Source organism: Anaerotignum propionicum (assembly GCF_024461735.1).
Classification (GTDB): domain Bacteria; phylum Bacillota; class Clostridia; order Lachnospirales; family Anaerotignaceae; genus Chakrabartyella.
Map to the genome: position 1 here is coordinate 140,008 of NZ_JANGAD010000009.1, position 13,729 is coordinate 153,736.

Sequence of the window (13,729 nt, forward strand, 5' to 3'; positions counted from 1 at the left end):
TATGTGGGAAAGCCTTAGAATATCAAAAAGAACGAATATTGAAAATTATTTTTCCACTTCGTTATCTGTAATTAGCAAAGGGGATTAAGATTGTTGTAATGAAATTTCCCTTTTCCTCTTTGTTGATTTCTGCTATAATCATATTGAATTTAAAGGGGGTTTATGTACATGAGTGAAACGCATCAAAGGAGACGCCCACCTGAAGGCACTCCGAGAAGCAGTTCGTCATCACGTTCAACTAGATCAAATCCGAGAAAGAAAAAGAGACGCAAGCGTAAAAGTGGCGGTGGGTTTTTCAAAGTGCTACTGGCGATTGGTGTAATTATCGGTTTTGCTGTTGTGGGTGCCGGGCTGGGCACGGTGTTTGGAATTCTAAATGGCACAGATATGATTAACACACAGGATGTTACACCGGAATCATACACTTCAATTATATTTGATGCCAATGGACAAGAATTCGACAAGCTTCATGGAGACGAAAATAGAGAATATGTAAAGTTAACTCAAATTGCTCCATATATGCAAAAAGCTATTATAGCCATTGAGGATGAACGCTTTTATGCGCATAATGGCATTGATTTCCGAGGAATTATGAGAGCTATGGTGCAAAACGTTAGGCACATGAGTTTTTCTCAGGGTGCCAGTACGCTTACCCAGCAGCTGATCAAAAATGAGGCCTTGTATAATGAAAAAACATTGGTCAGAAAAGTAAAGGAACAGTATTTGGCTGTTTCCCTCGAAAATTCCTTAGAAAAACAGTTGGGGAGCAAGAAGGCGGCAAAGGACTATATTTTGGAATTGTACTTAAATACAATAGGTTTAAGCCATGGACTCAACGGTGTTGAATCGGCAGCACAGTATTACTATGGGAAAAATGCCAGTGAGCTTTCCTTGGCAGAAAGTGCAGTCATTGCTGGAATAACAAAAAATCCAAGCGTATATGCACCCGATACAAATCCTGAAAAGAGCAAAGAGCGTCAAACGACGATTTTAAAGAAGATGCTGGACTTGAGTTATATTACCCAAGGAGAGTATGATCAGGCTGTTGCTGAGGATGTATATTCAACCTTGGTTGGCAGTAAAACAGAAGATGATACCCAAAAGGCTAATCATAATTATTTTGTTGAGGCGATGATTGCTCAAGTTGCCAACGATTTGGTTGAGAAAAAGGGGTATAAAAAGGCACAAGCATATGATTTAATTTATAGTGGCGGGCTACAGATTTATTCAACCATGGATGCCACCATGCAGGATGCCATGGAAGTTGCTTTTAATACGGACAGCCTTTTTCCTGCATCCGATGGCACTCTAAGTGTAACCTATTTGATTTCGGTTATGGATACAACAAATCCGGATACAAAAAGTAATCAGTCTCATTATGAGAGAAAAACTACGGTTACCAGTGAGGATCAGGTAGATGCATTTGTTGAGTCTGTGCAAAAAGAACTTTTAGATGATACTCATACTTTAGTTTTGGATAAGGTTACGACATCTAGGTCTTTACAGGCTGCAATGGTAATTATGGATCAGCATAATGGACAAATTAAAGCTTTGGTAGGCGGCAGAGGGCAAAAGCCCGGTGATTCTGTTTTTAACAGAGCAACCCAAGCCCTGCGTCAGCAGGGATCTGCAATGAAGCCATTGGCTTCATATGCACCGGCAATTGATATGGGGCTTTTAATGCCCGGTTCTGTTATTATTGATGAGCCGGTTACCTATGGCAGTTGGTCACCAAGAAACTGGAATGGCAGATTTTTAGGTCCTTCCACCGTAAGACAGGGTATTCGTGATTCCATGAATATTTTGGCGATTAAAACATTTATGATGGTTGGGGCAGAATCTTCTTTCAAATATATGGAGAGTTTCGGTCTGTCAACCTTGGTGGAAGCCGATAAAGCGGCAACCACTGCATTAGGTGGTTTAACCCAAGGTATTTCTGTTTTAGAAGGAACGGCTGCTTATGCTGCAATTGCGAATGGCGGTATCTATAATGAACCACAGTATTATACAGTTATCTATGACCACGATGGCAATGTATTGCTGGATAATTCTAAAATTGATACCCATCGTGTAATTAAAGAAACAACGGCATATATGCTGACGGATATGATGAAGGATGTAATTACCGGTGGCGGTAGTGCTACAGGCCATAGAGCCGCAATCAGTGGCATGACTGTTGCTGGTAAGACGGGTACCACCAATGATACCAAGGATTTAACCTTCTATGGGTATACGCCGTATTATACCGCAGGTATCTGGATGGGATATGACACTGCAAAGATTATTGCAAATGGTGGAAGTGCTCATTTAAACATTTGGCGAACAGTGATGAGTCAGGTGCATCAGGGCCTTTCTAATAAAGACTTTACAAAGCCAAGTGGCCTTGTCTCCCAGTCATATTGCTCTGCGTGTGGTAAAATAGCGACTGATTTATGCAGTCAAGATTATTACGGACTCACAGCACATTCAGATTTTGCTGCATCAGATTTTAAAGGACCAGGTGAAGTTTGCACTGTGCATAAGGTATTTAGCATTTGCAAGGAATCCGGTAAGCTTGCTTCTGACAATTGCCCTGATTCCAGCCGAATGGATGTTGTCCTTGCAGTTGATGAAAAGGGGAATATTTTAAGCAAGCCTTCTAAAATACCGGAAGGCAAAATGGACATTAATATCAAGGAAACTTGTGACTATGACCATACTAATTCGCCTCCTCCCTACGATGACAATCTGCCTACAGACAACGGTGGATGGGGTGGAAATAATGGCAATAATCCCGGTACCAATACGCCTGGTGATACCAATTATGATGATGGAATTCCTGATGAAAATACTTGGCAGAATAATAACTTTGGTATAAATTAAAATAAAAAATCTTCCGAACACCCCAACTAGGTTGCGAGGAAGATTTTTTTGCGTATAAAACACTAAAGAAAAGGGATGGATTTTCTGATTTAATAATGGTAAAATAAAAGAAATTTTACAAAAGAAATGGCTTAGCCAGAGGAGGAATCAAGATGTCAATGGTTTATTTAAAATCACCCAGTACAGATCCTGCGTTTAACTTAGCGTTGGAGCAATTTGTTTTTGACAAGATGGATCGCAGTAAGGAATATTTTATGCTGTGGCAAAATAATAATGCAGTAATTGTTGGTAAAAACCAAAATACCTTTGGGGAAGTGAATCCAAAAGTAGTTGAGGAAAAGGGAGTAAAGGTTATCCGCCGCCTTTCTGGTGGGGGAGCAGTATATCATGACTTAGGGAACTTGAATTTTACATTTATTATGGATGCAAAAGAAGCAAGTGATTTGGATATAAAACTTTTTTGTCAGCCGGTTGCGTCTTTACTGCAAGAATTAGGGGCTGATGCACAAGTAAATGGCAGAAATGATATCACAATTGATGGAAAGAAGTTTTCGGGAAATTCTCAATATCTAAAAGAAGGCAGAGTGATGCACCATGGAACAATTATGTTCAATTCGGATTTGGATGTGGTTGCCGCTGTGCTTAATGTAGCGGGGGATAAATTTCAGTCAAAGGCGGCAAAGTCGGTAAAAAGCCGTGTAACAAATGTAAAGCCTTATTTAAAAGAGGATTTAACCTTGGAGGAATTTCAAAATCAACTGGTTTCCTATGTTTTTGGAGAAATGCCCGTGGAAACATATTCGTTGACGGAGAAGGACTTAGATGAGATAGAAAAAATCAAGCTAGAACGCTATGCTCGTTGGGATTGGAATTATGGAAAATCTCCTGAATACACGGTGCAAAAGGAACGTCGTATTGATGGTTGCGGTAAAATTGAGGCGCACATGAATACAAGGGATGGCAAAATCGTTGAGGTTAAGTTTTATGGCGATTTCTTTGGGGTAAGTGATCATGGAGAGCTATCAAAGTTATTAGAAGGTTGTGAATTAAAAAGAGAGGCATTGGAAAAGACTTTGAAGAATATTGAAATTGAAAAATATTTTCATGGGCTTTCAGTAAATCAGTTTTTAGATATTTTACTTTAAAATAAAAATAAGAATGCGCCAAAATGAAAATTGCAAGATCATTTTGGTGCATTCTTTTTTAATGTATGTAGGTGAATCTCTTAGTGAAATAATTTAGGATTACATCAATTCTGAATAAAAGGGTAAAATATTAAACCAAAAGTAATTGTTTTGTAAATTTAGGATGCCTTGGCGATTTTTCTTTGTCTGCCCTCATGATCCATTTCAAAATTATCTTTCAGGATGAGTTGGGAAATGGGTACAATTTCATAACCTTTTTCCTTTAATCCTTTAATTATGGTATCCAAGACCTCAGGTGTATATTTAGCATCATTATGGAAAAGAACAATTGAACCGTTGCCAAGATGTTTATGGTTTAATACTTGGTTAATTTCATGGTCTGCACCCAATTCCTTCCAGTCCAAGCTGTCTATGTCCCACTGAATTGGATAATAGGAATTGGCGAATGATGTTTCAATTACGGTGTTGTTATACTCACCAAAAGGAGGACGGAATAAGTTCATTTCAATTCCTGTTAAATCCTTTACTGCTTTATGGCAATCTGCCAGCTCCTTGGCTATTTGTTCTGAAGAAAGCTGATTCATATGAGGATGAGTAGAAGAATGATTACCCAAATCATGGCCTGCCTCTGCAATTTTCTTTACTTCCTCAGGATAATCTGTTACCCAATAACCACAAAGGAAAAATGTAGCTTTCACTTCATTATCCGCAAGAATTTGCAGTAATCGATCTGTGTCCTCAGCACCCCAAGCGGCATCAAAGCTGATAGATACTTGTGGTTTATCAGTTTCAACACAATAAATTGGAAGTTTTCTCTCATTCTGTGCTGAAATAATAGAAGAGACTTTTGTTGCTGCAGGGGGAACAAGGCATGTAACTACGCCTACGCATGCTATTGCTGCTACCGTAAATAAAATATGCTTTTTTTTGATATGTATTGCTTTAAATAATTTCATTATGCTACCTCCGAGCTTTTTTAACAATATATCGATTTATGAGTGAAAATATGAAAAAAACGACTTGACAAATTCAGAAAATAAGAATAATATAAATATGTGCTTACAAACTAAACATATATAAAGAAGGTGAAAAATTGACACAAAGAGAGCGGGAAATATATGAGATCATCCGCAATATGCCTATGATTGAGCAAAGTGAAATCGCTCAAAAGCTAAACATAACCCGGAGCTCTGTGGCTGTGCACATCACGAATTTGCAGAAAAAGGGATATATTCTGGGACGAGGCTATTTACTAAAGGAACAGGATTATATCATGGGAATTGGCGCGGCGAATGTAGATATTCACGGCATGAGCAAAAAAAGTATTATTTTAAGGGATAGTAACCCTGGAAATATGAATTCCTCTGCAGGTGGTGTTACACGAAATGTTTCAGATAATCTGGCAAGACTTGGAGCATCCGTGAGGCTGATTACAGCTTTAGGAGACGATATTTATGCGGATCAGATTCGTAATGAATGCAATGCTGCAGGTATTGATTTTTCCCATAGCATGGTGGTAGAGAAACATCCTTCTTCAACCTATATCTCTATTTTGGATGAAAACGGAGATATGTTTGTTGCCATGTCGGATATGTCGGTATTACAGCGCATGAGCATGGAATTTTTGAAAACTAAATCCGGCATCATCAGCGGGGCTAAATTTATTACCTGTGATGCAGGCCTTCCGGAAGAGGTTTTGGAGGGGATTCTTGATGTGTATGGAAGTCAAACCCCTGTTTTTATTGATCCGGTTTCTTGTACCTATGCGGAAAAGTTAAAACCCATTATTGGAAAAGTTGATACATTAAAGCCGAATCGCATGGAGATGGAAGTAATCAGTGGGATTAAAATTGATAATGATACTGATTTAGAACGGGCATCCGATGTGCTTTTAGAAAAAGGACTTAAGCATGTATACGTGAGCTTAGGGGCCGATGGCTGTTTTTATATGAATCGAGACGGCGTGAAAATGAAACGGGCGTTAAAGCCCTTAGATCAAATGGTTAATGCCACAGGCGGCGGAGATGCATTTATGGCTGCGGTGCTATACGCAAGGTTACTTGATTTCAATGTAGATGAAACGGTGGACTTTGCTTTAGGGGCAGGCGTTGCGGCAATTTCCTATAAAGGAACCATAAATCCAAATATGAGTGTGAATATGATTGAAAAAATATTGGAGGAAAGAAAATGAAGAATTTAGAAAAATATTTGACCATAACACCTGAAATTCAAGAAGCTATTGCAAACAATAAGCCTGTAGTTGCTTTGGAGAGTACAATTTTAAGTCATGGTATGCCTTATCCTGAAAACGTTGCATTTGCCCATAAGGTTGAAGAAATCGTTCGTGGTGAGGGCGCGATTCCTGCCACCACAGCAATTATTGATGGCAAGCTTAAAGTTGGTCTAACAGCAGAAGAGCTGGAGCTTATGTGCAGGGCAGAGAATGTGGGCAAGGTTAGCCGTCGTGATGTAGCAGTTTACTTGGCAACAGGTAAAGTAGGGGCTACAACGGTTGCAACTACAATGATGATTGCCGCTATGGCGGGAATTCAAGTGTTTGCCACCGGTGGTATTGGCGGTGTTCATAGGGGTGCGACAGAAACTATGGACATTAGTGCAGATTTGCAGGAATTGGCTCATACACCAGTAGCTGTAATTTGTGCGGGTGCAAAATCTTTATTAGATATCGGCCTCACATTGGAATATTTGGAAACAATGGGTGTTCCTGTTATGGGCGTTGATACAGATGATTTCCCTGCGTTCTATTGCAGAAAGAGCGGATATAAGGTGGACTTTAATGCAAAAGATGAAAAGATAATTGCGAAAATTTTAAAAACGAAATGGGATTTAAATTTAGAAGGCGGCGCAATCATTGCAAATCCTATTCCTGCCGAATATGAATTGGATTTTGATGAGATTGAGGCTGTGATTCAGCGTGCATTGGTGTTAGCCAAGGAGCAAGGCATTCGTGGAAAAGATACTACCCCATTCCTTTTGAAGCATATTAAAGAAATGACAGAAGGGGTTTCCTTTGCATCCAATTTACAGCTTGCTTATAACAATGCAAAAGTTGCTTCAAAAATTGCAGTTGAGCTTGCAAAGTTGAATTAAGTTATAGCTGAACCGTATATATTGCCGAACGAAAATATCTTCATATGAGAGTAATGCCCTCAAAATGAAAGATTGAAATTCTAGAGAAGAAAAAATTGGGATTTTAATATAATATGAAAGACTCGTTAACAATGCTGTAACTTTGCATGTGCTTGACGAGTCTTTTTTGTTCTCTTGAATAAATAGATAAATAAATCTATCTATATGGATTGGTATTAGGAGAATATAAACAGAACAGACTCCTCTCCATTTATTTAGCATTATAACTTAAACTTGCTTTTTTGAAGCAGATTATATAAAATGCTAGAAAGAGTATTGTATTGAAAGGAGTGAAGTTATGGAACAGGGTGTATTTCAAATTGGTCCCATTCGTCCACCCAGTGAGGCAAACAGCTTATTGCTTCGTGTGACGGAAAACTGTCCTTGGAATAAATGTAAATTTTGTATGTTATATAAGAACAGCTCATTTCATACTCGGCCTGTGGCTGAGGTTAAAAAAGATATTGATGTTATGGAGGAGTACAGGGATAGAATTCTTGCAAATATGAATCAAGGCGAGTATGACATGGAAGCCATTCGGCAGGAATATTTGTCTATGCCTACAGATGAAGCAAGAATGTGCTATCAAATGGTATTTACTTGGCTAACAGAAGGGGATAGACAAGCAATTTTTTTGCAGGATGCAAATACGATGGTATTGCGCCCTGAGTGGTTGATAGAAATTGTCAGTTACGTCAGAGAACGTTTTCCGGAAATTCAGCGAATTACTTCCTATGGCAGAGCAAATACTTTAGCACGCATTTCTCTGGAGGATTTTAAGCGTTTGCGAGAAGCAGGATTGGATCGTATCCATTCAGGTTATGAATCGGGGTCTGATAAAGTTTTGCAATTGATTTCTAAGGGAGCGACCCAAGAGGAAGAAATCATCGGTGGTAAAAAGGTGAAGGCAGCGGGTATCGAACTTTCAATCTATTTTATGCCTGGTGTGGGCGGCAAAGCCTTATCCGATGAAAATGCCATAGAAACAGCAAAGGTTATCAACGAAGTAAACCCGGATTTTGTCCGTTTACGTACATTCATTTTAAGAACGGGCTCTTTGATGGAAGAATTGCGGGATTCAGGCATGTATGAGGAACAAAGGGATATTGATAAATTAGTAGAGATCAGGAAGATGCTTGCCCATATTGACCCCAATAGAGCCAATGGAAAACTCACCAGTGATCATATCATAAATTTACTGCAAGAAGTAACAGGGTATTTGGATAAGGATTTGACTTGGATGTTGGAATATATTGATTCCTTTTTGGCACTGCCTGAAAAAGAACAAAAAAGATATCAATTGGCAAGGCGCATGGGTTTCCCTTTAGACTGGAAATACCTATATCGTTTACAGCCTCAGGATCAGGCTCGTGTGGAAGAAATGTCCAAAAACATTGTTGATGAAAAGGAATGGGAGACTCTACTTCACCGTTTTACTGATAGATATATTTAAGGAGATAAAAAGATGGATAAGGAAATGATTTTTACCACTATTATTCCAATTATTTTGATACTTGGAATTGTGTACTACAATATGCGTAAAATGCAAAAGAATATAAATAATATGAAAAATAACTGTGGCGGTGGATGCAGTGGATGTGCCCATAGTGACAGCTGCCACAAGCCAGAAAAGGAAGACGAGAAACACGAGTAAAAGGAACAGAGCCCATGACTAGGTACAGCCTTAGCTATATCCGAGTGGTTTTGCATTAGCAAGGTAACGTATATATAAAATAAAAGAGAGTGCCCAGGATTGGGCACTCTTGTTTTTTGTTTTAAGTAAGGAGGTATATTAGGATTCTGCAGCCTTTGTTTTTTGCTGCTCCTCATGCTCCGTACGGTAACGACTCATTAGTCCATGGAATAAGTCCATTGCGGTTGGAGGTGTAAAGCTGATGGCATTTGCACCTGCTTCAATGGTACGCTTAATGCTCTCTCTGGTAGGGCCACCTGTTGCAATGATAGGAACGGATGGATATTTTTCACGAATGGCACGAACTACGTCGGTGGTTCGGCCGGCAGCGGATACGTTTAATATACTTGTGCCTGCCGCCAATCTTCCATCAATATCGCTATCAGCATCCAGCACAGTGACAATAATGGGTATGTCAATAATTTCATGAATATGCTGAATGACAGAGTTGCTGGTTGGGGCATTCACAACCACACCCATGGCACCCAATGCTTCAGCATCCTTTGCCAACATAACAACTCGTGGGCCTGTGGTAGTACCTCCGCCTACGCCGCAAAAAACGGGAATACTAGAGGCTGAAACAATGGCATCTGCAATAATCTGTTGAGGTGTAAAAGGATATACTGCCAGAACGGCATCGGCATTACAGTTTCGGATAATCGCAATGTCGGTTGAAAATATTAACGACTTAATGCGTTTTCCCCAAATAACAATACCACTGGCACTCCATATTTCCTCTGGCATTGTTACGATATGCTTTCTTAATCTACTATCAATACGGGGGATGTTTTTTTCAGCCATACCTTAGCTCCTTTCACTATATAACTAGAATAATTCGTATGAAAAGTTGTTATAATTATACAATAACGCAGGTTGTCTGTCAAGGATTTTTTGTACAAACTGAAACAAAAAGGTAATATTTTGGCAAGACAAAAGATATCCACACCTTGACATTATTTCCGTTTCAGACTAGAATAATGCTATCGGAAAATATTAGTATTTTTTGGAGGATGATTATATTTTGGAAACCATTATTGGTTTGGCCATATCTATCATTCTGAATGTGGTTTTGCTTTTTTTATTATGGAAATTGCAGCAAGAAAAAAAGCGATCAATCATTACAGAAGAAGGAATCCGCATGATGGTAGATGCCGGAGGGGATAATGGCAGTATAGACGAAACGGAAAAAAAGATGATTAACAATATCTTTGATTTGGGGAATACCTCAGTGGGGGAAATCGCTACCCACAGAACAGATATTGTTGCAATACCTGCGGATGCTTCCATTTTGGAAATTATGGAGGTAATTTCAGAGGAAAAATATTCTCGTATCGTTGTTTATGATGATAATATTGATAATATTATTGGTCTCTTTCATGTAAAAGATGTTGTAAAGTTTTTCATTGCGGATAATCACGATATAACTAATTTTGATTTAAAAGAAGTTTTGAAAAAACCTTATTTTGTTCCGTTTTCCAAAAAGACTGATGAATTGTTTGCTGAGATGCAAAGAGATAAGGTTCATATGGCAATTGTAATTGATGAATATGGTGGAACAGCAGGGTTAGTCACCATGGAGGACTTGTTGGAAGAGATTGTTGGTAATATATTCGATGAATATGACTTGGAAGAGGAAGAAGATATTAGTGTAATAGATGAAAAGGCATATCGCATCAATGGAACCACAGATTTGTCTGATGTGGAGGAATTGTTGGATATAACTTTTGAAGATGGGGAAAGTTATGACACGTTAGGCGGATACTTAATTGGCCGATTGGGGAGAATCCCTGAAGAAGGGGAAAAACCTGAAATTCATGTGGCGAATTGGTTGTTTCGAATAGAAAATATTGAAGAAAAGCGGATAGATAAGGTTTACGCCTTACGCTTAGATGATGAACAAACGACAAATCACGAAAAAGCTATGTAAAGGATAAAATCTATTTATATAAAAAACAGGAGGGATAAAAATGTTAGATAAAAAAGTAATAGAACTCTTAAATTCACAAATCACCAAGGAATTTTATTCTGCTTACCTGTATTTGGATTTTGCGAACTTCTTTGAATCCAAAGGCTTAGAGGGATTCGCAAATTGGTATAAGGTTCAAGCACAGGAAGAAAGAGACCATGCAATGCTCTTTTATCAATACTTGCAAAATAATAACCAACGTGTAGATTTTCAGGCAATTGGTAAACCTGATGTAGAAATGGAATCCTTGATGGATCCGTTAAAGGCTGCATTGGCTCATGAGGAATATGTTACTGATTCTATTCATACCATTTACACAGCTGCTCAAGAGGTTCACGACTATCGTACCCTTCAATTTTTGGATTGGTTTGTAAAAGAACAAGGCGAAGAAGAAACAAATGCCAATAATTTAATTACCAAGATGGAATTATTCGGCAGTGATGCAAAAGGCCTTTATATGCTGGATAATGAATTGAAGGCTAGAGTTTATGCGGCACCTTCATTGGTACTTTAAACATCAAAGTATACTCAAAAATTTGGAAAAGCGTATATTCATTATACGCTTTTTTACATTTTAACTTTTAACAACCCATAAGCTATGTTTTTGTGTTTAAAACATTGACACCCCTCAAAGAAACCACATCTATTTCCTACTATTTTACTCCCTTTCACGAAAAAATTTGTCCCTCCATATTGTAGAAGAAAAAAGAAAGGTGAGGTTGCAATTATGTGCGATAATAAAGTAGCCGAAATGCAAGCTTACGAGGGATGGGTGATGCCTCTACCGATACCTGAAGAAGAGCTTTGGAGACTTGAACAGGAAGTTCTAACCCCCGCAGTTCACCTTGAACCCATACGAAAAATATTACCTGAAATAAATATTATTCCGGATGTAAAAGACTTAGAGATTCCCATTATTGCAGGGATTACACTATATAGCTATCTGAATTTTTTTAATGCCTTAGTATCTGTACCGGCTATAGATATATATATAAATGGTAAAAAAGTCGTTGCAGATCTAAAGTATAAGGAATTTACTGAATTTTATGTAGTTTTTCCAGGATATTACCGCATTCAAATTTTCGAGGCCGGGCAAACGAAAGACGAATATTCCTCAACAATTATTAACTTAATTGGTTATCGGGTTTATACTGTTACGATTTCCGGGTTGGAAGATCATGCATGTTTGCTCTTGGTAAATGACTGTATTTATCCCATTCCTGAAAATTATGCATACTTACGTTTTGTTCAAATTTCTCCCAATGCACCGTTGCTAAAAGTATATTTTGATGATCATCTTGTTTTGACAGAGTTAGATTATAGGGAAATCAGCAGGTATTTATCTGCAACGGCTCAAGTGCATGATATAACATTTCGGGATTATATTTCAGATAACATTTTGCTAGAGGTGCATGATTTTAGTATGGAGAATGAAACTGCTTACACAGCCTATACGTTAGGAGACTTTTACTCGAAAAATGGGCTACAGCTTGTAATTGCTAAGGATGGTATCAATCACCTAACTTTTTAGATGCAATTTTTCATAAAAGGCTAGTCCTTCTTTGGATTGTTTGTTATAATATGGACAAATATATATGTAAATACGGAACTGAAGGAGTATGCTATGTTACTAAAAGGAAAAACAGTGATTTTAGGTGTGACGGGAAGTATTGCGGCATACAAAATGGCGAATGTAGCCAGTATGCTGGTAAAGATGGAGTGCGACGTTCATGTTATTATGACAGAGAATGCGACACATTTTATTACACCCATAACGTTTGAAACATTAACAGGAAATAAATGTCTTGTAGATACTTTCGACCGGAATTTCCAATTCCATGTTGCCCATGTCTCCTTAGCAAAAAAAGCAGATGTATTCCTAATTGCACCTGCCTCTGCCAATGTCATTGGGAAATTGGCTTGTGGCATTGCTGATGATATGCTGACGACAACGGTTATGGCCTGTAAGGCAAAGAAGATTGTTGCACCAACTATGAATACAAATATGTATCAAAATCCCATTGTGCAGGATAATTTGAAAAAACTGGCTGGTTACGGTTATGAAATCATTCAACCGGAGAGTGGTGTTTTGGCTTGCAAGGATACCGGTGAAGGTAAACTTCCAAAGGAAGAGGTTTTAGTTGCCCATATCCTTCGTGAAATTGCATATGAAAAGGATTTGATTGGACAAAAAATTATTATTACTGCGGGGCCAACCCAAGAAAGTATTGATCCCGTTCGCTATATCACAAATCACTCCACTGGAAAAATGGGATATGAGTTAGCCAAGGCGGCAATGCTTCGTGGCGCAGAGGTTACATTGGTAAGTGGTGTAACAGCTTTAGAAAAACCCTACTTTATTAATTATATTCAGGTAAAGAGCGCTGCTGATATGTTTGAGGCTATGAAAAACCATTTTATGGAAAATGATATTATCATTAAATCAGCGGCAGTTGCAGACTATAAGCCGAAGACCGTTGCAGATGATAAAATGAAAAAGAAAGATGGAGAAATGAGCATCGAGTTGGATCGCACCCAGGATATCTTGAAATATATGGGTGAGCATCGCAGAGCAGGACAATTTCTCTGTGGCTTTTCCATGGAAACACAAAATATGCTTGAGAATTCCAGAATTAAGCTGGAAAAAAAGAATATTGACATGATAGTTGCCAATAATTTAAAGGTTGCAGGCAGTGGATTTGGAACAGATACAAATGTTGTAACGATGATATCCAAGAAGGAAGAAGTTCAACTTGAGCTTTTGACAAAAGAAATGGTTGCCCATAAGATTTTCGATGAAATTCTAAAGCTAAAGGGTTAATACAGAAGGCGTACCATAATCAAAGGTACGCTTTTTCTTGTTCGCTTTAGCTTGACAAAACCACCGGCTATGCCGGTGGTAGGAAAGGTTTG

The 13,729-nt window shown here is 38.4% G+C and carries 12 protein-coding genes; 10 read left to right on the top strand and 2 right to left on the bottom strand.

Annotation, left to right across the window (positions count from 1 at the left end):
- Positions 1 to 168 precede the first annotated feature (168 nt).
- Positions 169 to 2,862 carry a transglycosylase domain-containing protein gene (locus tag NE558_RS12425; protein ID WP_256150433.1) on the top strand — a complete coding sequence of 898 codons (2,694 nt, stop codon included), beginning with the start codon at positions 169 to 171 and terminating at the stop codon, positions 2,860 to 2,862.
- Between the two features lie 152 nt (positions 2,863 to 3,014).
- On the top strand, positions 3,015 to 4,007 hold the full coding sequence (locus NE558_RS12430) for a lipoate--protein ligase (protein ID WP_256150434.1): 993 nt from the start codon (positions 3,015 to 3,017) through the stop codon (positions 4,005 to 4,007).
- Between the two features lie 158 nt (positions 4,008 to 4,165).
- On the opposite strand, the gene NE558_RS12435 is transcribed toward NE558_RS12430, so the two are convergent.
- Positions 4,166 to 4,963 (bottom strand): polysaccharide deacetylase family protein, encoded by a 798-nt coding sequence (locus tag NE558_RS12435; RefSeq protein ID WP_256150435.1) that lies wholly within the window; start codon positions 4,961 to 4,963, stop codon positions 4,166 to 4,168.
- A 137-nt stretch (positions 4,964 to 5,100) separates the two neighbouring features.
- Here NE558_RS12435 and NE558_RS12440 point away from each other — a divergent pair, with 137 nt between their 5' ends.
- From NE558_RS12440 to NE558_RS12455, 4 genes are all read left to right on the top strand, one after another.
- Positions 5,101 to 6,198 (top strand): PfkB family carbohydrate kinase, encoded by a 1,098-nt coding sequence (locus NE558_RS12440; RefSeq protein ID WP_256150436.1) that lies wholly within the window; start codon positions 5,101 to 5,103, stop codon positions 6,196 to 6,198.
- Positions 6,195 to 7,118 carry a pseudouridine-5'-phosphate glycosidase gene (locus NE558_RS12445; protein WP_256150438.1) on the top strand — a complete coding sequence of 308 codons (924 nt, stop codon included), beginning with the start codon at positions 6,195 to 6,197 and terminating at the stop codon, positions 7,116 to 7,118. The genes NE558_RS12440 and NE558_RS12445 overlap by 4 nt, the downstream gene beginning before the upstream one ends.
- Positions 7,119 to 7,455: 337 nt before the next feature.
- Positions 7,456 to 8,610 (top strand): radical SAM protein, encoded by a 1,155-nt coding sequence (locus tag NE558_RS12450; RefSeq protein ID WP_256150439.1) that lies wholly within the window; start codon positions 7,456 to 7,458, stop codon positions 8,608 to 8,610.
- A 12-nt stretch (positions 8,611 to 8,622) separates the two neighbouring features.
- On the top strand, positions 8,623 to 8,811 hold the full coding sequence (locus NE558_RS12455; RefSeq protein ID WP_256150440.1) for a FeoB-associated Cys-rich membrane protein: 189 nt from the start codon (positions 8,623 to 8,625) through the stop codon (positions 8,809 to 8,811).
- Positions 8,812 to 8,949: 138 nt separating this feature from the next.
- Here NE558_RS12455 and NE558_RS12460 read toward each other — a convergent pair whose 3' ends face one another.
- Positions 8,950 to 9,651, bottom strand: coding sequence for a hydrolase (locus NE558_RS12460; RefSeq protein WP_256150441.1), 702 nt, complete (start codon positions 9,649 to 9,651; stop codon positions 8,950 to 8,952).
- A gap of 220 nt (positions 9,652 to 9,871) precedes the next feature.
- Between NE558_RS12460 and NE558_RS12465 the strand changes: the two genes are divergently transcribed.
- From NE558_RS12465 to coaBC, 4 genes are all read left to right on the top strand, one after another.
- Positions 9,872 to 10,777, top strand: a complete 906-nt coding sequence (locus tag NE558_RS12465) for a hemolysin family protein (RefSeq protein ID WP_256150442.1) — start codon at positions 9,872 to 9,874, stop codon at positions 10,775 to 10,777.
- 40 nt (positions 10,778 to 10,817) lie between these two features.
- Entirely contained in the window at positions 10,818 to 11,330 is a 513-nt protein-coding gene (locus NE558_RS12470; protein WP_256150443.1) for a ferritin, read from the top strand.
- Positions 11,331 to 11,543: 213 nt separating this feature from the next.
- A complete protein-coding gene (locus NE558_RS12475; protein WP_256150444.1) occupies positions 11,544 to 12,347 on the top strand; it encodes a DUF4397 domain-containing protein in 804 nt (267 codons plus the stop codon).
- A 93-nt stretch (positions 12,348 to 12,440) separates the two neighbouring features.
- Positions 12,441 to 13,637 carry a bifunctional phosphopantothenoylcysteine decarboxylase/phosphopantothenate--cysteine ligase CoaBC gene (gene coaBC / locus NE558_RS12480; RefSeq protein ID WP_256150445.1) on the top strand — a complete coding sequence of 399 codons (1,197 nt, stop codon included), beginning with the start codon at positions 12,441 to 12,443 and terminating at the stop codon, positions 13,635 to 13,637.
- The last annotated feature ends 92 nt before the right edge of the window (positions 13,638 to 13,729 follow it).